Annotated in this window: 18 protein-coding genes and 2 tRNA genes; 13 read left to right on the plus strand and 7 right to left on the minus strand. The window is 63.8% G+C overall.

Features of this window, described 5'->3' with window-relative positions:
- Nucleotides 1-291: 291 nt before the first annotated feature.
- Nucleotides 292-489, minus strand: coding sequence for a hypothetical protein (locus R3X27_RS20120; protein ID WP_317710684.1), 198 nt, complete (start codon nt 487-489; stop codon nt 292-294).
- Between the two features lie 413 nt (nt 490-902).
- On the opposite strand from R3X27_RS20120, the gene R3X27_RS20125 reads away from it, so the two are divergent.
- The gene (locus R3X27_RS20125; RefSeq protein WP_317710685.1) at nt 903-1,655 is read left to right on the plus strand and encodes a hypothetical protein; all 753 of its coding nucleotides are present in this window, start codon (nt 903-905) and stop codon (nt 1,653-1,655) included.
- A 215-nt stretch (nt 1,656-1,870) separates the two neighbouring features.
- On the opposite strand, the gene R3X27_RS20130 is transcribed toward R3X27_RS20125, so the two are convergent.
- Nucleotides 1,871-1,945 (minus strand) — tRNA-Gly (locus R3X27_RS20130).
- 39 nt (nt 1,946-1,984) lie between these two features.
- Nucleotides 1,985-2,059: transfer RNA gene (locus R3X27_RS20135), tRNA-Gly, on the minus strand.
- A 147-nt stretch (nt 2,060-2,206) separates the two neighbouring features.
- Here R3X27_RS20135 and R3X27_RS20140 point away from each other — a divergent pair.
- Nucleotides 2,207-3,130 (plus strand): 2-dehydropantoate 2-reductase, encoded by a 924-nt coding sequence (locus R3X27_RS20140; RefSeq protein WP_317710686.1) that lies wholly within the window; start codon nt 2,207-2,209, stop codon nt 3,128-3,130.
- Between the two features lie 6 nt (nt 3,131-3,136).
- On the opposite strand, the gene R3X27_RS20145 is transcribed toward R3X27_RS20140, so the two are convergent.
- The gene (locus R3X27_RS20145; protein ID WP_317710687.1) at nt 3,137-3,523 is read right to left on the minus strand and encodes an MAPEG family protein; all 387 of its coding nucleotides are present in this window, start codon (nt 3,521-3,523) and stop codon (nt 3,137-3,139) included.
- Nucleotides 3,524-3,881: 358 nt separating this feature from the next.
- On the opposite strand from R3X27_RS20145, the gene R3X27_RS20150 reads away from it, so the two are divergent.
- The 3 genes from R3X27_RS20150 to proS all read left to right on the plus strand — a co-directional run bounded on the left by R3X27_RS20150 (nt 3,882) and on the right by proS (nt 7,063).
- Nucleotides 3,882-4,967: an AI-2E family transporter gene (locus R3X27_RS20150; protein WP_317710688.1), complete on the plus strand. Its 1,086-nt coding sequence runs from the start codon at nt 3,882-3,884 to the stop codon at nt 4,965-4,967.
- Nucleotides 4,967-5,632, plus strand: coding sequence for a chromosomal replication initiator DnaA (locus R3X27_RS20155; protein ID WP_317710689.1), 666 nt, complete (start codon nt 4,967-4,969; stop codon nt 5,630-5,632). The genes R3X27_RS20150 and R3X27_RS20155 overlap by 1 nt, the downstream gene beginning before the upstream one ends.
- A gap of 90 nt (nt 5,633-5,722) precedes the next feature.
- Nucleotides 5,723-7,063 carry a proline--tRNA ligase gene (proS, locus tag R3X27_RS20160; protein WP_317710690.1) on the plus strand — a complete coding sequence of 447 codons (1,341 nt, stop codon included), beginning with the start codon at nt 5,723-5,725 and terminating at the stop codon, nt 7,061-7,063.
- Between the two features lie 226 nt (nt 7,064-7,289).
- On the opposite strand, the gene R3X27_RS20165 is transcribed toward proS, so the two are convergent.
- From R3X27_RS20165 to R3X27_RS20175, 3 genes are all read right to left on the minus strand, one after another.
- Entirely contained in the window at nt 7,290-7,436 is a 147-nt protein-coding gene (locus tag R3X27_RS20165) for a hypothetical protein (RefSeq protein WP_317710691.1), read from the minus strand.
- Between the two features lie 262 nt (nt 7,437-7,698).
- Complete coding sequence (locus tag R3X27_RS20170) at nt 7,699-8,538, minus strand: hypothetical protein (protein WP_317710692.1); 840 nt, start codon at nt 8,536-8,538, stop codon at nt 7,699-7,701.
- A 4-nt stretch (nt 8,539-8,542) separates the two neighbouring features.
- Nucleotides 8,543-8,827 carry an SH3 domain-containing protein gene (locus R3X27_RS20175; protein ID WP_317710693.1) on the minus strand — a complete coding sequence of 95 codons (285 nt, stop codon included), beginning with the start codon at nt 8,825-8,827 and terminating at the stop codon, nt 8,543-8,545.
- A gap of 615 nt (nt 8,828-9,442) precedes the next feature.
- On the opposite strand from R3X27_RS20175, the gene R3X27_RS20180 reads away from it, so the two are divergent.
- The 8 genes from R3X27_RS20180 to rpoD all read left to right on the plus strand — a co-directional run bounded on the left by R3X27_RS20180 (nt 9,443) and on the right by rpoD (nt 20,102).
- Nucleotides 9,443-9,871 carry a hypothetical protein gene (locus R3X27_RS20180; RefSeq protein ID WP_317710694.1) on the plus strand — a complete coding sequence of 143 codons (429 nt, stop codon included), beginning with the start codon at nt 9,443-9,445 and terminating at the stop codon, nt 9,869-9,871.
- A gap of 221 nt (nt 9,872-10,092) precedes the next feature.
- Nucleotides 10,093-11,346: a sarcosine oxidase subunit beta family protein gene (locus tag R3X27_RS20185; protein ID WP_317710695.1), complete on the plus strand. Its 1,254-nt coding sequence runs from the start codon at nt 10,093-10,095 to the stop codon at nt 11,344-11,346.
- Nucleotides 11,324-11,923, plus strand: a complete 600-nt coding sequence (locus R3X27_RS20190) for a hypothetical protein (RefSeq protein WP_317710696.1) — start codon at nt 11,324-11,326, stop codon at nt 11,921-11,923. The genes R3X27_RS20185 and R3X27_RS20190 overlap by 23 nt, the downstream gene beginning before the upstream one ends.
- A gap of 10 nt (nt 11,924-11,933) precedes the next feature.
- Nucleotides 11,934-12,200, plus strand: coding sequence for a sarcosine oxidase subunit delta (locus R3X27_RS20195; protein WP_317710697.1), 267 nt, complete (start codon nt 11,934-11,936; stop codon nt 12,198-12,200).
- Nucleotides 12,197-15,127: a sarcosine oxidase subunit alpha family protein gene (locus R3X27_RS20200; RefSeq protein WP_317710698.1), complete on the plus strand. Its 2,931-nt coding sequence runs from the start codon at nt 12,197-12,199 to the stop codon at nt 15,125-15,127. Before R3X27_RS20195 ends, R3X27_RS20200 begins: the two co-directional genes overlap by 4 nt.
- A complete protein-coding gene (locus tag R3X27_RS20205; RefSeq protein WP_317710699.1) occupies nt 15,124-15,675 on the plus strand; it encodes a sarcosine oxidase subunit gamma in 552 nt (183 codons plus the stop codon). The genes R3X27_RS20200 and R3X27_RS20205 overlap by 4 nt, the downstream gene beginning before the upstream one ends.
- A gap of 260 nt (nt 15,676-15,935) precedes the next feature.
- Nucleotides 15,936-17,969 carry a DNA primase gene (gene dnaG, locus R3X27_RS20210; RefSeq protein WP_317710700.1) on the plus strand — a complete coding sequence of 678 codons (2,034 nt, stop codon included), beginning with the start codon at nt 15,936-15,938 and terminating at the stop codon, nt 17,967-17,969.
- A gap of 141 nt (nt 17,970-18,110) precedes the next feature.
- Nucleotides 18,111-20,102: an RNA polymerase sigma factor RpoD gene (rpoD, locus tag R3X27_RS20215; RefSeq protein WP_317710701.1), complete on the plus strand. Its 1,992-nt coding sequence runs from the start codon at nt 18,111-18,113 to the stop codon at nt 20,100-20,102.
- The last annotated feature ends 2 nt before the right edge of the window (nt 20,103-20,104 follow it).

Consider the following 20,104-nt stretch of genomic DNA (forward strand, 5'->3'; position numbering starts at 1 on the left):
TATAGGAACAACCGCAGATCACTCCTGACCCTGCAACGTCCGATACGTCTGTATCCAAGATATTGGATGCTTTGGGGAGCAAGCGGGGGCGGATGTAGATCATCAAGCTTGAGTAAAAGCTTGTTCAATCATTAAAAACTGCGCCAAGAAAGATGCAGATCGCGCCCCGACCTTACAGGCAACCGGGACCGCTGGCGGCCCGGGATCGCTTTCTGTTCGTTCACATATCTTGGTATGACCGGCTTCGGTCGAAGCTATTTCAGCGGGCCTGCATGCCGCGGCCTGAAAGCCTTAGTGCTCGCGCACTTCGCCGTGCAGCGCGGCAATCGCAGTGGACAGCCGGCTGTGCAGTTCTTCGAAACGCGGCTGGTCGTTGTGTTGGCACGCAACCTGGCGGTCAACCAACTCCTGGCTGACATCGTTACGGAGCTCTTCCAGCGCGTGTTGGGTGGCGCTCATGCGGGTGAAGAGTTTAGACGCGTTTTCCATTTTCATCCTCGAAGGGGCAGGTGCCGTGGGGTGGAGACGCGCCGCCGCCAGGGCGCGGCTTGGCCAGGGCAACGTGTGTCTCGGGTTAGCTTTGCGCGTCCCTTACCAAGGGGTAAGGTCTGCGCGAATTCGATATGCCAGATGTGTGCATACGGTGCCATACAAAAGGCGTACACCCCGCTATGTGCTGACGGTCTAGGTCGGGCCCTGAAGGGGGCGCAGGCTGTTGCGCGCGGTCGTCTGTCATTCGTAAAAAATGGGCTACGAAAGAGCGGAGCTTGGTCGAGGTAGGACGGTTCTGCTATGGCCTCTTCATGGAACGTCAAGAAGCCCCCCGCAATACTGCCTTTGCCGCGTCGCCCTGGTCAAACCTGCACGAAATGTCGCTCGGTAAGGCGCGGCAGGTGCCGACAATGCTGACGTTACAAGAGCAGCTACTCTATTTCTGGCTCTCGGCGTTCTGGGCCGAAGGGGCAGGAGAGATTGTTGATCTCGGCTGTTTCGCCGGTGGTTCGACGGCGCGGCTGGCCGAGGGGGCGCAGGCGGCGGGATTGAAGAGCGGGCTGCACGGGTTCGACCGTTTTACTGCCCATGAGCGCGCCAAGGAAGGACTGCTCTATGCCAACGGCGTCGCGCCTTTCGAGGGCGAGGATATCCTGCCCCTGGCGCGGCAGTTGCTGGCGCCTTGGGGCAAGCGCATTACGCTGCATCGCGGTGAGATTGACCAGATGACGTGGGCCGGTGGGCCGATCGAGATCCTGGCGATGGACGCGTCCAAGAGAGCGGAGACCGGTGACAGGATGGCGGCGAGCTTCCTGCCGCATCTGATCGCCGGACGCTCGCTTCTGGTGCAGCAGGACCTGCTGCACTGGAGCCAGCCCTGGGTCGTGGCGCAGATGGAACTCCTGAGCGCCTATTTCCGGCCACTGGCACATGTGGAGCGGGACACGGTGGTCTATCTCTGCGTGGCGGATCCGGACCCGACGGCGATCGCCATCGCCCAGACCGCAGAGCTAAGTGACGAGGAGGTGTTCGATCTTATCAAGTCCGCACAGGCGCGATTTGCCTCGCTCGGATGGGGTCTTACGGAACGGCTTGAGCAAATGGTTCTCGGGCTGCTGGCCAATCCCGGCCAACGCGCGGCGCATCGGTTCAAGCGACCCTGACGGCAGACGGTGAGGGGGAAGGTTCGGAACCGGAGATGCCGGGTCTTTGAGAGAACGACAATGCAGCCGGATGCAGAGGCCTGACCCCGGCTTGGAACTCGAGCCCTTTCAAAAGCACGGGGGCGAGCAAGTCTTGCGCAACGCCGGTCCGAAAGTGGGGCCCGTTGCAGAATCCCATCCATACAACTGTTTGATTTCAGTATTCTAACATCCAGTGGAGCGGGCGATGAGATTCGAACTCACGACCCTAACCTTGGCAAGGTTATGCTCTACCCCTGAGCTACGCCCGCGCTTCACTGTATGTCCGACCGGCATTCCGGTCTCTCTCTTGGAGCGGGCGATGAGATTCGAACTCACGACCCTAACCTTGGCAAGGTTATGCTCTACCCCTGAGCTACGCCCGCATCCGAGAGTGAGCGGGGATGTACCGGCCCCGGCCGTCAGCTTCAAGCAGAAAGTTGTCTGGAGGCGCGGTTTTTTGCCCATGCCGATGGCCTTGCCGCCGCCCCCGCTTCGGTGTCGGATGCACGCAGCAGACGGAGAAGCGAAAGATGCGGTTCATGATTATGGGGGCAGGGGCCCTCGGGAGTTATTTTGGCGCGCGGTTGCAGGCGGCGGGCCATGATGTCGCGTTCATCGCCCGTGGGGCGCATCTCGAAGCGATGCAACGCGGCGGGCTGCGTGTCCGGAGTCCGCTGGGCGATCTGGACCTGCCGCAGGTCCGCGCCTTTGATCGGCCCGAGGCTGCCGGGGACGTCGATGCGGTGCTGTTCATGGTCAAGACCTATGACGTTGAAACGGCAGGGCGGTCGTTGCTGCCCTGTTTGACGCCCGAGACGATCGTGGTCACGGCGCAGAACGGGGTGACCGCGCATCAGCGGTTGGCGAAGATCCTCGCGCCGGGGCAGGTCGCACCGGGGATGGTCTACATGCCGGCCGACGTGGTCGAACCGGGCGTGATCCGGCATTCCTCCGATTTCAATCGGTTGGTGACCGGGCCGCTGATGGATGGCCGGCGGGCGCCGCTGGAGGCGATGGCCGCTGCGTTGGAAAGTGCCGGGCTGGAGATGCCGCTGGTTGCGGATGCCGGGCCCTCGCTCTGGGAGAAATTCGCTTTGCTCGCCTCGGTTGCGAACGTCACCTGCCTGACCCGGCTCAACCTTGGGCCGATTCGGGACACGCACGAGACCAATGTGTTGTTGCGGGCAGCGCTGGACGAGACCATGGCTGTTGGCCGGGCGGTCTGTCCGGGGCTGGAATTGGCCGCGGGCGAGCGGGCCTGGGACCTGATCCAGTCGATGCGGCGCGAGGTCCATGCCTCGATGCTGGACGACCTGCGGCGCGGCAAGCGGCTGGAACTGGACGACATTTGCGGCGAGATCGTGCGGCTTGGCGCGGCGCACGGTGTGCCGACACCGGTGCATGGGTTCGCCAACGCCGTGCTGCGCCCTTATCTGAACGGGACGCCGGACTGACGGTCCTCAGAAGACTGCGTGGCCGATATTGGCGATCGCGGTGATCAGGATCACCAGAAAGGTCAGGATCATCCCCCATTTGCGCGCCTTGAAGACCTGTGGTTCGGCGCCGAAGCCCCAGGCATGCAGCGTACGGCCAAGAAACAGCATCGCGCCGAAGAGATGGACCAGCCAGACCGGCATGCCCTGAAGCTCGGCCATGGCCAGAAGCAGCAGGGCGAGGGGGACATATTCGACGAAATTCGCATGAACGCGGATGCGGCGGAGCAGGACCTCGTCGTCGCCATCGCCATGAGAGGTCCTGGTTACGCCGCGCTGGACGATCACGCGGGCGCTGAGGACAACGAAAAGCAGGGCCAGCAGGCCGGCATAGAGCGGGGTTGTCTGGAGCATTGATCGGGGGTCCTGTGTCGGTTTTGTAGCACGATAGGGCGACGCGTTGGCGCATGCCAGCGTGACGGTGGGGCGCACCCGGGAGCAAGTGGCACGCGGCGTCTGGACCTGTGGGAAGCTCAGATCCGCGGAAGGAGAGCGAAGCGGGGAGACACAGGAGCTCCCAAAGCGGGGTGGTCTGCGTTCTGGCCGGGATGGCCCGTCAGCCCCGTCGCGGCTCCCGCGCAGTTGGGGCGCGACTGTCGATCCCGACGCGCCGTGCTCGGCGCATGGCCAGGAAGAGCGCAACGGGCCAGCCAGCCAGCGCCGCTTGCAAAAGATCGGCGGCTGAGCGAAACCGGGCGCGAAAGGATGTTCAATGGCCCTGCCCGCACAATCCCAGGTCAAGATCTGGTCCATCGCAGCTGCGATCTTCTTCGTCGTGCTGTGGTTTCTCGGCGATGTGATCCTGCCCTTCGTCCTTGGTGCGGCGATCGCCTACCTGCTGGACCCCTTTGCCGACTGGTTCGAGAGCAAGGGACTTTCCCGCGCTCTCGGTGTCTCGATCATCACCCTGGTCAGCCTGATGCTCTTCGTGCTGATGATCCTGCTTGTCATCCCGACCCTGATCGAACAGACTACCGCGCTCTTCGCCGCGCTGCCCGATCTCGCTCATAACATGCAGGACTTCCTCACCCGCCGTTTCCCATCGCTGGTCGATGCCGATTCGACCATCCGTCAATCGCTTGCCTCGCTCGGCACCGCCCTCTCCGAGAAGGGCGGCGAGGTGCTCAACGGGGCACTCGCTTCCGTCTCCAGCCTTTTCTCTATCGTCACGTTGATCGTGATCGTGCCCGTTGTGACTTTCTACATGCTGCTCGACTGGGACCGGCTGGTTGGTCGGGTTGACGAGTTGCTGCCGCGCGATCATGCCCCGACCATCCGCCTCCTTGCCTCCGAAATCGATGCCACGCTGGCCGGGTTCATCCGTGGGCAGGGCACGGTCTGCTTCCTGCTCGGCATCTATTACTGCATCGCGCTGGTGCTGGTCGGGCTCGATTTCGGCCTCGTCGTCGGCGCTGTCGCGGGGCTGTTGACCTTCATCCCCTATATCGGCGCGCTGGTTGGCGGTGCATTGGCCATCGGCCTGGCGCTGTTCCAGTTCTGGGGCGACTGGACCATGATCGCCATCGTCGCCGGGATCTTCTTCTCCGGCCAGATGCTTGAGGGCAATGTGCTAACCCCCAAGCTGGTCGGCGGGTCTGTCGGCCTGCACCCGGTCTGGTTGCTGCTGGCGCTCTCCGTTTTCGGCTCTCTGTTCGGTTTTGTCGGAATGCTGATTGCCGTGCCCGTTTCCGCTGTGATCGGCGTGATCGTCCGCTTCCTGACCGGCAAATACATCGAGGGTCCGCTCTACCAGGGGAAAACCGGCCAGGTGTCGGCACAGGACCTCGAGGAGCTCTGATGCCCGAACAACTCGCTCTGAACCTGCCCGTGCGGCCGGCTCTCGGGCGGGAAGATTTCTTCCTGTCGCCCGGCAATGCTCTTGTGGTGGCGGAGATCGACCGTTGGCAGGACTGGCCGACGGGCAAGCTGGCGCTGATCGGGCCGGAAGGCGCGGGCAAGACCCATCTGACGCATGTCTGGGCAGAGCTTGCCGGGGCCACGATCCTGCCCGCGACCGGTCTGGTCGAATGGGAGCCTGCTCCGGGGAACTACGCCATTGAGGATGTGCCGGAGATTACCGGCGACGCGGAGGCGGAGCGGGCGCTGTTCCACCTGCATAATTTCGTTCTGGCCGAAGGTGGGCATCTTCTGGTGACCGGCGCGACCCCACCTGCGCTCTGGGAGATCGACCTGCCGGATCTCGCCAGTCGCATGCGCGGCACCCCGAGTGCGCGGCTGGAGGCGCCCGATGACGCGCTCTTGCAGGCGCTGCTGCTCAAGCTCTTCGCTGACCGCCAGATCACGCCACAGCCAAGCCTTCTGCCCTGGCTGGTCAAGCGCATGGATCGCTCCTTCGCCGAGGCCGGCCGAATTGTTGCCGCGCTGGACGCTCGCGCATTGGCGACGGGGCGTCCGATTGGCGTGAAACTGGCCGCCGAGGTTCTGGCCGAGAACGAGCGTTGAGCCGCTAGCTGGGGCGAAAACGGATGGAGGGGGTGGAAAACCCGGCCCCCTTTGCTTAACCGGAAACGGATAGACACGAGGAATCGACATATGCGCCTGAGCCGCTACTTCCTGCCCGTTCTCAAGGAGACGCCCGCGGAAGCCCAGATCGTCAGCCACCGCCTCATGCTGCGCGCCGGCATGATCAAGCAGATGAGCGCCGGGATCTATGCCTGGTTGCCGCTCGGCTTCAAGATGCTGCGCAAGATCGAGAACATCGTCCACGAGGAGCAGATCCGCGCGGGCCACATCCCGGTGCTAATGCCGACGCTGCAATCGGCCGATCTGTGGCGTGAATCCGGCCGCTATGATGGCTATGGCGAGGAGATGCTGCGCATGCAGGATCGTCAGGGCCGCGACATGCTCTTCTCGCCCACCGCCGAAGAGATGTTCACGGACACGTTCCGCTCCTACGTGAAGTCCTACAAGGACCTGCCGCTGACGATCTACCAGATCCAGTGGAAGTTCCGCGACGAGATCCGTCCGCGCTTCGGCGTCATGCGTGGCCGCGAGTTCCTTATGAAGGACGGCTACAATTTCGATCTGACCAAGGAAGACGCACTGCACGCCTATAACCGCCATCTCGTGAGCTACTTGCGCACCTATGAGCGCATGGGCCTTCAGGCGATCCCGATGCGCGCCGAGAGCGGTCCGATCGGCGGTGACAATACGCATGAATTCCTCGTTCTGGCCGAGACTGGTGAAAGCGGTGTCTTCTATGACAGCGATATCACCGACCTGAAATTCGGTGACCGCGCGGTCGATTACGACGATGTCGCGCAATGCGAGGGCGTGCTGGAGGAGTTCACCTCCCGCTATGCCCGCACCGACGACACGCACGATCAGGATGAGTTTGAGGCGCAGGTCCCCGAGGAGCGCCGTCGCGAAGCGCGCGGTATCGAGGTCGGCCAGATCTTCTATTTCGGCACCAAGTATTCCGAGCCGATGGGCGCGACCGTGACCGATGCCGAGGGCAACAAGGTGCCGGTCCATATGGGCTCGCACGGGATTGGCGTCTCCCGTCTGCTGGGCGCGCTGATCGAGGCCAACCATGACGAGAACGGCATCATTTGGCCCGAAGGCGTGACGCCCTTCCATGTCGGCATCGTCAATCTCAAGCAGGGCAATGCGGCGACGGATGGGGTCTGCGAGGATCTCTACAAGGCGCTGACCGCCAAGGGTCTGGAGCCGCTCTATGACGACCGTAACGAACGCGCGGGCGGCAAGTTCGCGACGATGGACCTGATCGGGTTGCCCTGGCGCATCACCGTGGGGCCGCGCGGGCTCAAGAACGGCGTGGTGGAACTCACCTCGCGCCGGACGGGCGAGAGCGAGGAGCTGACGCCGGAGCTGGCGGTGGCGCGGGTGGCCGAAATCTACGCCGGGCTCTGACGCCGGGGCGGGGGTGCCATGTCCGGCGATGATCCCCGCCACCTGCTTACCGTGTCGGCGCGATGGCTCTGGGGCAGTTTCCTCATCCACAATGTCGAGGAGGCGCGCGGGCTTGTCGATTGGGGCGCCGCGCAGGGCATCACACGGCCCTGGCTGAGCGATGAAAGCTTCACCCGCGCCGTGATCGGGCTGCTGGTCCTGTCGGCGCTTTTGCTTGGCGCCGGCCTCAGGCGGCTCGAAGGGCGCGCTGCTGGCCGATGCGGTGAGCCACCTTGCCATATCGCTGGCAACCCTGACGCTCATGCCCGGCCTGTATTCCTGACTGCTGCTGATAGGACCGGTTGCGGCCTTCCTGTTCCTGGCGCTGCATCATTTCGGCCTTCCGTCCCGGCGCGGCATCGCTCTCTGCTGCCTCGGCGGCATGGCCCTGCCCCCGCCTGTCGTCGCGGGGTCGATCCGCCTTGCCGATCTCCTGCTGGGAGCCGTCTGAACCGTTGGAGCACAGCCGCGCCCGAAGGGCGCCACCCCCAACCGTTATCCGAGCATTTCAATGCGAGCGAAAACCGGCGGGAGCCCCTTGTTGCCTGTCCTGCGGCTTTCGGCTGTGTGCCTGGCCCCTTTGGGCTGGTACGCCGCTAATCCGCCGCCTGTTCATAGCGTATGAAGGCGAAACGCCGAGATTCCGATGCCCAGCAGGGCGAGTTCAGCGTCCCCTGTCCGCCAAAAAATGACAGCAGAACCCTTGGCGCGCCGCCAGCCGCCGGCATCAGCCGCAGCTCGATATTCCGTTCGGGCGGGTGTCCTTCCGTGCCGGCTTCATAGGCCATGTAGAGCACGTGTTGTCCGTCTGGTGACGGGTGGGGGAACCAGTTGACCCGGTCGTCCGAAGTCATCCGTTGCAGCCCGGAACCGTCCGCCCGAACCCGCCACAATTCAACCGCTCCGTCCTTCTCGCCATTGAACCAGATCCATTCCCCGTCCGGGGTGAAATCCGGCCCGTCGCAATGCTCGAAACCGGAGGTCAGCCGCTGTTCCGGCCCGCCCCTTGCGGGGCAGGTATAGATATCGGCCCCATCGTCATATCCGCGTCGAAAGGCCGGATAGGTGATCGTCGCGCCATCGGGCGACCAACCGTGGAAATAGGCCGGCAACGTCTCGCTGACCCGGCGCGGCATCCCGCCGCCAATGGGCAGGGTGTAGATACAGCTCGCGCCGGTTTCTGTCTTGTCGCTGATGGCGATCAGCCGCCCATTCGGCGAGGGACCGTGATCATTGTTGATCATGGTCGCGAAGCCCGTCTCCACGGGCTCCAGTGCCGGCGCCTCCAGCGGCACCCGGTAGAGCCGTCCTTCGCAATTGACCAGCAGCGCCGCGTTCCCGGGCAGGAAATTTGGTGCCTCCACATGCCTCTCGCTGCGCAAGACGACCTGCGTCTCGTCCGACACGATGTCGTAGAGGACGATCTCGCTGATCATCCGCCTATTTCTCTTTCAGGTAATGCCCCGAGACATAGCCCTTGAGCGCGCGCACATCGCGCAGCGAGACCTTGCACCAGGGGGTGCCGCCGACCCGATCGCAGCCCTGCACACGAACCACGGTGCCGTTGGGCAGACCGACCACGACGCGGTATCCCAGCCCCGGCCCGGACCGAAGCTTGAGCATGTCGCCCTCGTCGACCCCTGACACTTCCGAGATAGATGCCGCCCCGGCCGGCATGGCCACGAGCATGAATGCGGCCAGCGCCGTCTTTGGAAGGAGTTTCATCAGCTGCTCTCTCGTTTTGTCGTCTTCTTTTGCTGTCAGTGTCCCGCGTCTGTCGCCACAAGGCAACCGCGTCGCGCGACGTGATCGCGGGATGTCGCCTCCGGGACGCGCCTGCTTGTGTGAAGATTTCGGTTCTGGCCACGCCCCTGAACACAACCTCGCCGGGAATCCCGTTGGATGAGACCCGTCGGTCCAATCGCGAAGCAAGCACAGCTTTGCTCCGCACCAATTTCGGGACCTCTGTGTGGCCAATCGTTTCCGATCGCGCGGACGATGAATTCTCACCCATTTTACCCGGTGCCGCAGGCGGTCTTAACCAGGGTATGTCAGGACTCCCCTCATCCGAACGAACGTGTCGAAAGATTTTTACGGCGTCGGCAGCGGACTTGTTTGATGCAATGTGGTAGTCTCTGCGGAGCACTGGAAGAAAATGGCCGATTCGGAACTCTGGCCATTCTTTACGATTGTTGTCCTGTTTTTTTGACAGGCAGGTGCGTGTTTTTCAATTGTGTATGGCCCTTCCTGTTCGATGTGCGTCTCGCGTTTCGGCAGTGGACCCTTTGGTGTTTTTCCAATTTTTTTGAGGGAACAAAATAAAAGAAAAAGGCTATAGAAATGGAAAATATCTTTCTGCTTGGCGGTGGTATCTTGAGCTTGGGAGCATGGGGAATGGCGTCCTGGGTTTCCCTGTCTCCGATTCAAAACGAAGCAAACCTTGCTGAAAACCTTGATTGGGTGGCTCCGGACGAAAACCTCGTCGCATCTTATCAACGTTGCTCAAGGGACGCCGAAATTCGGATGCTGCCATTTGTTGAAGCGAGAAATTGTTCACAGAGCTACCTTGAGCTGAAGCTCTCCCTTTTGCCTGATGTCGGATATACAGAATTTGGATCGCTTCCAGCCGTGGAGCAGCGTGAAATCGAGAAGCGTGGGTATTCCGCGTTCTTGAGTTGGAAAGAAAACGACGCGGGAACAGGACATTCCGGTCTCGCCTATAGGGTTGCGCCTGAACCGAGGTCAACGGAGAAACCCGACAACCAATGAACAGGCGGACGGTTGTCGGATGCAAAAGTCGGCGAAAGCCGGAAAGTTGGACGAAGGCGTGAGATGCCTGTCGCTTTCAGTGCAGTCCAGTCAGAGAGGTTGTCCGGAGGACGCCTTGGGTTGCTCCGGCTTCCGACTGAATCTTTCGCATGTCCGGTCCCCCTGTCCCATTGCAATCATCCGGCCGAGTTGCTTTGCTGCCCGTAACGATCGGAGGCGGCATGCGCTACAACGCTCTGCAAGTCCTGAAACAGGGATTGGCCGGAAATCGCGGCTGGAAGCGCGCCTGGCGCAAGCCGGATCCGAAACCGGACTATGACATCGTCATCATCGGTGGCGGCGGGCATGGGCTGGCGACGGCATATTACCTTGCCTCCGTCCATCGGAAGACGCGGATCGCCGTGTTGGAAAAGGGCTATTTCGGCGGTGGCTCGGCTGGACGGAACACGACCATCGTGCGCGCCAATTACGGGCTGCCCGGAAATTCCGAGTTCTACTCGCATTCGCTCAAGCTCTGGGAGGGGTTGGAGCAGGAGCTGAATTTCAACCTGATGCACTCTCAGCGCGGCATCATCAACCTGTTCCATTCCGACGGCCAGCGCGATGCCTTCGCCCGCCGTGGCAACGCGATGATCAATCAGGGCGACGACGCGATCCTGCTCGACCGCGCCGCCTGCCGCGAGATGTTGCCCTATCTCGATTACGCCCAGACCCGTTTCCCGATTTATGGCGGGCTTTACCATCCGCGCGGCGGTACGGCCCGGCATGATGCGGTGGTCTGGGGCTTCGCGCGCGGGGCGGATCGCTTGGGTGTCGACCTGATCGACCGGTGCGAGGTGACCGGGATCGATGTCGCGAACGGATCAGTCACCGGTGTGCAGACCACGCGCGGGGCGATCCGCGCGAAGAAGATCGGGGTCGCGGTTGCGGGCAATTCAAGCCGGGTGGCGGCAATGGCGGGGATGCGGCTGCCGATCGAGAGCCACGTGTTGCAGGCATTTGTCACCGAAGGGCTGAAACCGGTGCTCGACCATGTCGTGACTTATGGCATGGGGCATTTTTATATCAGCCAGTCGGACAAGGGCGGGCTGGTCTTTGGCGGGGACCTGGATTTCTACCCGTCCTATGCTTCGCGCGGCAACCTGCCGATGCAGGAACACGTGATGGAGGCGGGGATGACGCTGATGCCGATGATCGGCAAGGCGCGGCTTCTGCGCAGCTGGGGCGGGATCATGGACATGTCGCCCGACGGCTCGCCGATCATCGACCGTTCAGGTGTCGGCGGTCTCTATATCAACACCGGCTGGTGCTATGGCGGCTTCAAGGCGACACCCGGGTCCGGCCATTGCTTCGCCCATCTTCTGGCAACGGACCGGCCGCATGAGGCGGCGGAGCGCCTGCGGCTGGACCGGTTTGAGACGGGCAGGGGCCTCATGGATGAGGAGGGGACCGGTGCGCAACACAATCTTCACTGAGACAGCCGCGCAGGAAATGCTGGCACGGCGGCCTTCGAGCTTTTTTCCGCGCCATGCGGGCCGGATCACAGGAGGATTTCTTGCAGTCTATGCAGGCGCCGCAACCGCCGGCAATGTCCCCGAGGGCTGCTTCGCCCGCGCCTATTCGGACGACCATCTGGCAAGGGTTCCTGAGCAATCGGTGGTCCAGATGCTGGCGCTGGTTGAACCCGATCCGACCGAGCGGATGGATGCGCAAGTCTTCCTCAAGGTGCTGTTCCGTGAGGGCGGGCTGGGCGCTGAAAATGTCACCCCAGGACTCTGGTACGGCCAGACTGTCTTCTGCCGTCAGGAGGGCGGCCCGACGCCGCCCGGTTGGGCAAGGACGGGCGATCTGACCTGTTTCGCCGAATGCGATGGTGGCGCGGTTCAGATCGCGGATTTCGACGGCCAGACGCTTGCGCTGCGCACGGGGGGGCTCTTTGTCGACGAGGCGGGCGGTGAATGCGAGGGCAACGCTTTCCTGGCGCCGGAAGGGCAGGAGAGCGTGATCTTTCGCCTGCATTCGGTCGATCTGAATTTCTGTTTGAGCCAGTGAGGGCCGCGCCATGTTGATCCCCTGTCCGCTCTGCGGCCCGCGCGACCTGCGCGAATTCACGCCACGCGGCGCGGCCATGACTGTCCACCGCCCCGACGAGGCGGCTGGCCCAGCGGCATGGCACGCCTATCTCCACCTGCGCGACAACCCCGCCGGGCCGTCGCGCGAACTCTGGTGGCATGGCGCGGGCTGCGGCGCCTGGCTGGTGGTGGAACGCGACACGCTCAGCCATGCGGTGCACCGGGCCATTCTTGCCGAAGAGGATGCGCTCTCATGAGGCTCTCAGATCGTGGCCGTATCGACCGAACCGTGTCGCTTCCCTTTTCTTTTGACGGCAAGCTGTTGACGGGGCACCCGGGCGACACGCTCGCCTCGGCGCTGATGGCAAATGACATCCATCTCCTCGGTCGTTCCTTCAAGTATCACCGCCCGCGTGGCGTGATGACCGCCGGTTCGGAGGAGCCCAACGCGCTGGTCGAGATCGGTTCCGGCGTGGCGATGGTGCCGAATGTCCGCGCCACCGTGCAGGAGCTGTGTGAGGGGCTGGAGGCGAGAAGCCAGAACCGCTGGCCCTCGCTGAGCGCTGACATTCTCTCCGTCAACGACCTCCTCTCGCCCTTTCTCGGTGGCGGTTTCTATTGCAAGACCTTCATGTGGCCGGCGCGCTTCTGGGAGACGGTGTATGAGCCGATCATCCGCCGTGCGGCGGGGCTTGGAAGGCTTGTGCCGGAACCAGATCCGACGCGGAACGAGACGGCCTTCGCCCATTGCGATCTGCTGGTGATCGGTGCTGGCCCGGCCGGGTTGATGGCGGCGCTGGCCGGTGTCGAGGCAGGGGTGGACGTGATCCTCGCCGATGAAGGCAGCGAGCCGGGCGGGCGGCTGCTGTCAGAGTGCGAGCAGATCGACGGGGTGCCGGCCGCCGATTGGGTGGCGCGGACCGTTGCGCGGCTCAAAAAGGCCCCCAACCTGCGACTCATGACCCGGACCAGCGTCGATGGCGCGTATGATGGTGGCGTCTACGGCGCGCTTGAACGGGTTTCGGAGCACCTCTGCACGCCCCATCCGGACCTGCCGAAGGACTGTTTCTGGCGCATCACGGCGCGCTCGGCGGTGCTCGCGGCGGGTGCCATCGAGCGCTCCATCGCCTTTCCGAACAATGACCGTCCCGGCGTGATGATGGCCGGCGCGCTGCGGTCCTATCTCAACCGCTACGGGACGGCGCCGGGCAAGCGCATCGCGCTCTTCGCCACCAATGACGACGCCCATCGCACGGCACGGGACCTGCTCGACGCCGGGTTGGAGGTCGCTGCCGTGATCGACAGTCGGGAGGACGCCACCGCAATCGGGGACTATGAGCTCTTCGCGGGCGCGACGGTCACGGGAACGCGCGGTCGCCTCGGGCTGCGGCAGATCACGGTCAAGACCGGGACCGGTTCGAAGACCATCGCCGCCGATGCACTGGCCGTTTCCGGCGGCTGGAACCCGTCGGTGCACCTGAGCTGTCACATGGGTTCGCGGCCGGAGTGGGAGGCATCCATCGAGGCGTTCGTGCCGAAACCGGACGCTGTTCCGGGGCTTGTCCCGGCAGGGGCGGCGCGCGGGGTGTTTGACACAGCGGGATGTCTTGCGGATGGCATGCGGGCGGCGGGCGAGGCGTTGAGCCGCCTGGGACAAGTGGCCCCTGTTCTACTGCTGCCAGAGGCCGCGACCACGGCCGGCACGGGCAAGGCGCTCTGGCTGGTCGAGGGCAAGGGGCGGGCCTGGCTCGATTTCCAGAATGACGTGACGTCCAAGGATGTGACCGGGGCCGTTCGGGAAGGCTATGACAGCGTCGAATACATGAAGCGCTACACGACCCAGGGCATGGCGCCGGACCAGGGCAAGAGTTCCAATGTGACCGCGCTGGCGATCCTCGCCGACGCGACGGGCCGGACGATCCCCGAGACCGGCACGACGATCTACCGGCCACCCTTCTCGCCGGTTTCGATCGGAGCGATGGGCGCGGGCGGGCAAGGCAAGGGCTTCGCGCCGGAGCGTCTGACCCCGTCGCATGAGGCCAGCCTCAAGCGCGGGGCGCCCATGGTCGAGGCCGGGCTCTGGTATCGCCCGAGCTACTTCCCCGATCCGGGCGAGACCGACTGGCGCGAGAGCTGCGATCGCGAGGTGCGGATGGTGCGCGCGAGCGTCGGCATCTGCGATGTCTCCACGCTGGGCAAGATCGAGCTGATGGGGCCGGATGCCGGCGCGCTGCTCGACATGGTCTATACCAACCGTTTCTCGACGCTGAAGCCGGGCCGCGTTCGGTATGGGCTGATGTTACGCGAGGACGGCCATGTCATGGATGACGGCACCACGGCGCGCCCGTCGCTGGACCGTTGGGCGCTGACCACGACCACGGCGGCGGCCGGGCAGGTCATGGCGCATCTGGAGATGGTGCAGCAATGCTTCCTGCCGACCGCGCGGGTGCGCTTCACCTCGACGACCGAGGCCTGGGCGCAGTTCGCCATTGCCGGGCCGCGGGCGCGAGAGGTGGTTAACGCGGTGCTCGACCAGCCGTTGCACGCCAACGCCTTTCCCTTCCTGCAATGCGGCGCTGTGAGTGTCGGTGGCGTGGCTGGCCGGCTCTTCCGCATCTCCTTCTCCGGAGAACAAGCCTATGAGCTGGCGGTGCCGACTCGCTATGGCGCCAGCCTCTTCCGGCTCCTGGTGGCACAGGCGGAAGGGTTTGGTGGCGGCGCCTACGGGATGGAGGCGCTCAATGTGCTGCGGATCGAGAAGGGCCTGCCGACTCATGCCGAGCTGCACGGGCGCACGACCGCCTTCGATCTCGGGTTGCAGCGGATGATGTCGACGCAGAAGGATTTCATTGGCAAAGCTGCTGCCGCGCGCCCTGGCCTGTTGGCGCAGGAGCGTGAACAGCTTGTTGGCCTGCGCGCGCTCGGGCCCGGGGACAGCCTGCCCGCCGGCGCCCATCTCTTCGAACGCGACGCCGAGCCGACCCGGATCAATGACCAGGGCTATGTGACGTCCAACTGCCACTCGCCGACACTCGGGCGTGGTGTCGCATTCGGCTTCCTGCAACGCGGGCGGGCGCGGCATGGCGAGATCCTGCGGCTGGTCGATCACCTGCGGGCGGTGGACCTGCTCTGCGAGGTCTGCGACCCGGTCTTCTACGATCCCACGGGAGGGCGGATGCGATGAAACTGCTTCAGGCGCAAGCACCACTGGGCGGGTTCGAGCGACGTCATGGCGCGTTGCGCCTCGCCGAGGTCGACATCGGTCGCATCACCTGGATCGCCCCCTATCCGGGCGAAGAGATCAACTGCTCCCACAGCTTGCAATCTGCGCTCAGCCTGAGTTTTCCGGCACCGGGCGAGACCCGCAACAGTCTTGCCGGGCGCATCCTTTGGACAGGCCGGTCACAAGCGCTGCTGCTCGGCCCGCAACCGCCTGCCGCGCTTTCGGGCATCGCGGCGGTGATCGACCAGAGCGATGCCTGGGCGGCGCTGACGCTGGAGGGAGAGGGCGCGGTCGAGACCCTGCAACGACTGGTGCCGCTGGACCTACGGCCATCGGTCTTCCCGATATGGCGCACGGCGCGAAGCCTTCTGGGGCATATGAATGCCCAGATCACGCCGACGGAGACCGGGTTCGAACTGCTGGTCATGCGCTCGATGGCCCGAACGGCGGCGCATGAGATCGAAGAAGCAATGAAGTCGGTCGCGGCACGCGTGCAGATCGGCGAATAGCGCGGGCCGGGAGGGGGGGGCGTTGCCGCCGAGCAGGGCTCGTGCGGCGGGGGCGCCGCTGCGCGGCGCGGGCCTGCGGCCCGATCGGCCTGTGTTCTTCCGTCAGCAGGTATCCCTTTCGCTTTTTTTTTTGGGGGGGGCGACCCGGGCCCCGTAGCAACAGGGTGTTCCACGGTTCCGTTCATCTTGTCCTCAGAAAAGCGGGGTCGGGACACGCCCGGGATCTGGACTTGGACGCGCAGCGGGGCGATAGTCGGCGGATGTCCATGCCCCCCGGATTCCTTGACGAGCTTCGCACCCGCACCTCGATCGCACAGGTCGTGGGGCGCAAGGTCATTTGGGATATGCGCAAGTCGAATCAGGCGAAGGGCGATCTTTGGGCCCCGTGCCCTTTCCACCAGGAAAAAACGGCCTCGTTCCATGTCGATGACCGCAAGGGCTACTATTACTGCTTCGGCTGTCACGAGAAGGGCGACGCGATCAAGTTCGTTCAGGAGACCGAGAATATCGGCTTCATGGAAGCCGTCGAGATTCTCGCCCAGGAGGCCGGCCTGCAGATGCCTGCTCGGGATCCGAAGGCGAAGGAGAAGGCAGACCGGCGCGGACAGCTCACTGCGGTGATGGAGGAGGCGGTGAAGTTCTTCCGCCTCCAGCTCAAGACCGCCGCCGCCGCGTCGGCGCGCTCCTATCTGTCAGGCGCGCGTGGTCTCACCCCCGAGGCGATGGAGCGTTGGGAGATGGGGTTCGCGCCAGAGGGCTGGCAGAATCTCTGGAATCACCTCACGGGCAAGGGTATTGCCGCCGACCTGATCCTCGGCTGCGGCCTTGCCAAACCCTCGGACAAGGGGCGCACCCCCTATGACGTCTTCCGGAATCGGATCATGTTCCCGATCCGCGATGCGCGGGGCCGGGTGATCGCCTTTGGCGGCCGCGCCATGGATCCCGGCGACAACGCGAAATACCTCAACTCGCCTGAGACCGAACTCTTCGACAAGGGGCGCAGCCTCTACAACCACGGGCCCGCCCGCGAAGCCGCCGGCAAGGGCGCGCCGCTGATCGTCGCCGAAGGCTACATGGACGTGATCGCGCTGAGCGAGGCCGGGTTCGGCGCCACGGTGGCAGGGCTCGGCACCGCGATTACCGAGGACCAGATCCGCCTGATGTGGCGCATCCATCCCGAACCGATCATTGCGCTCGACGGCGACACGGCCGGCCTGCGCGCCGCGATGCGGCTGGTCGATGTTGCGCTGCCGCTGCTGGAGGCGGGACAGTCGCTGCGCTTCTGCATCCTGCCTGAAGGGAAGGACCCGGACGATCTCATCAAGGCCGAGGGTGCGCCAGCCATGCAGGCGTTGCTCGATGCCGCCCAGCCCATGGTCAAGCTGCTCTGGCAACGCGAGACGGAAGGCAAGGTGCTCGACAGCCCGGAGCGCCGCGCCGCCCTCGACAAGTCCCTGCGCGCAGCCATCAAGCGCATCAGCGATCCCGGCATCCGTGGCCATTACGCCGAGGAAATTCGCCGCCTGCGCTCCGAGCTGTTCGGCTTCGGTCACGGCCCGGTTGGACAGGGGCAGGGATATGGACAAGGATATGGGCAGGGACGAGGACAGTCCGCGTGGCAGCCGCGCGGCGGGCGTTTCAAGTTCAAGCCGGCCGAGGCTCCGACACAGAGTACGCGGCAATCCAATCTTGCCGGTCCCAAGGAGCTTTCCGCGCAACATATCTGCCGCTACGAGGCCGTCATTCTCGCCACATTGATCGCCACCCCCTCCCTGCTCGACGAGTATTCCCATGTGCTTGAAGAGACCTGGTTCGAGGGCGAGGGGCATTCTGCACTGGCCAGCCTGTTGCTTGCCTGCAACCCGCAAGACACGAAAGACGAGATCGAGACCCGCATTTGTGACGTGCTTGGCCCCGGTACCCTTGAAAGCCTGCGGGCCGAGCGCCATGTGTCGCTGGTCCCGTCGGTTCGAAAGCCGGGGGATGTCGAACTTGCACGGCTCTGCCTCTCCGGGGAAATCGCCAAGCTGGCCGCGCTGCGCGGCACGCGGGCGGAGGTCGCGGAGGCAGTGGCGGGTATGGCGGAAGCGCCGGATGAATGGATCGGCCACCGACTGACGCTCTCTGCCCGCGCGCGCGAAATGGCTGTGAGCAACAGCGATGGTGACCGCGCCGATTTCGACATTGCCGAGAACGGGGCCCGGATCGACCGGGACGAACGCTCGGATTTGGACAGGCTGCTGGAATCCATCGGTTTCGCCGGGGAAGAAACCAAGGGGCAGCAACAGGATTGAGCGGGGGGCGGTCTTTCCATTCCGGCCCTCAATGGATATGCGGGGTGGAATCCAGCGTTGACCGCGCTAATGATTCGTACTGATTCGGCTCCCGATTCGGGGCCACAGCGACCGAGCCCGCCCGCGAGACAGGAGTTCTAGATGGCCGCCAAGGACACCGAAGACCGCAAGCCCGACGACGGAGAGCAGGAAGTTTCGCTCGACATGAGTCAGACTGCGGTCAAGAAGATGATCGCAGAAGCCCGCGAGAGGGGCTACATCACCTACGATCAGCTCAACCAGGTGCTTCCCCCCGACCAAGTGTCTTCCGAGCAGATCGAGGACGTGATGTCGATGCTCTCCGAGATGGGCATCAACGTGATCGAGGGCGAAGAAGCCGAGGACGAGGACGGCGACAAGAAGTCCGGCTCGACCGAAGTGGTCGAAGCCTCCACCTCCCGCGAGGTCACCGTCGCTACAACCGAGACCGAGAAGCTCGACCGCACGGATGACCCGGTCCGGATGTATCTGCGCGAGATGGGGTCTGTCGAACTTTTGTCCCGCGAGGGCGAGATCGCGATTGCCAAGCGCATCGAGGCCGGCCGCAACACGATGATCGCGGGGCTCTGCGAGAGCCCGCTGACTTTCCAGGCCATCACGATCTGGCGCGAGGAACTTCTCTCCGAGGAGATCCTGCTGCGCGATGTGATCGATCTCGAGACGACTTTCGGCAGCGGCATGGAGGAGGACGAGGAAGAAGCGCCCGTCGTCGACAGCCTCAATGTCGAGGCAAAACCGGAAGACAAGACCGAGACGCCGGAATACGACGCTGACGGCAACCCGATCAAGAAAGAAGAAGAAGACGACGACGACGAGCAGGCCAACATGTCGCTCGCCGCGATGGAGGCCGCGCTCAAGCCGCGCGTTCTCGACATTCTCGACCGTATTGCCCGCGACTTTACCGATCTCGAGGAAATGCAGGACGCGCGGATGTCCGCGACGCTGAACGAGGACGGCTCCTTTTCGACCAAGGAAGAGGCGACCTACCAGAAGCTGCGCGCCGAGATCGTCGAGCTCGTCAACGAGCTGCACCTGCACAACAACCGGATCGAAGCGCTGATCGACCAGCTCTACGGTATCAACCGCAAGATCATGTCGATCGATTCCAACATGGTGAAGCTGGCGGACCAGGCCCGCATCAACCGTCGCGAGTTCATCGAGGCCTACAAGGGTTACGAGTTGGACCCGACCTGGATGGACCGGATGGGCGAAAAACCTGGCCGGGGCTGGGCGGCGCTGTTCGACCGCTCCTCGGGCAAGATCGAAGAGCTGCGCGCGGAGATGGCGCAGGTCGGCACCTATGTCGGCGTCGACATTCCCGAGTTCCGCCGCATCGTCCAGCAGGTCCAGAAGGGCGAGAAGGAAGCGCGGCAGGCCAAGAAGGAGATGGTCGAAGCGAACCTTCGGCTCGTGATCTCCATTGCCAAGAAATACACCAACCGCGGCTTGCAGTTCCTTGATCTCATTCAGGAAGGCAATATCGGCCTGATGAAGGCCGTGGACAAGTTCGAGTATCGCCGCGGCTACAAGTTCAGCACCTATGCAACATGGTGGATTCGTCAGGCCATCACGCGCTCGATTGCCGACCAGGCCCGGACGATCCGGATCCCGGTCCACATGATCGAGACGATCAACAAGCTGGTCCGCACCGGTCGCCAGATGCTGCACGAGATCGGCCGCGAGCCGACACCGGAAGAATTGGCGGAAAAGCTGCAGATGCCGCTGGAGAAGGTTCGCAAGGTGATGAAAATCGCCAAGGAACCGATCTCCCTCGAAACCCCCATCGGCGACGAGGAAGACAGCCAGCTTGGCGATTTCATCGAGGACAAGAACGCCGTCCTGCCGCTCGACTCGGCCATTCAGGAGAACCTGAAGGAGACCACGACCCGCGTTCTGGCTTCGCTCACGCCGCGTGAGGAGCGTGTCCTGCGGATGCGATTCGGCATCGGCATGAACACCGACCACACGCTCGAAGAGGTTGGCCAGCAATTCTCGGTCACCCGAGAGCGGATTCGCCAGATCGAAGCCAAGGCACTGCGCAAGCTCAAGCATCCGAGCCGGAGCCGGAAGCTGCGCAGTTTCCTCGACCAGTAGGG

It is taken from the genome of Tropicimonas sp. TH_r6 (assembly GCF_033101155.1).
In the GTDB taxonomy this organism is placed as follows: domain Bacteria; phylum Pseudomonadota; class Alphaproteobacteria; order Rhodobacterales; family Rhodobacteraceae; genus Tropicimonas.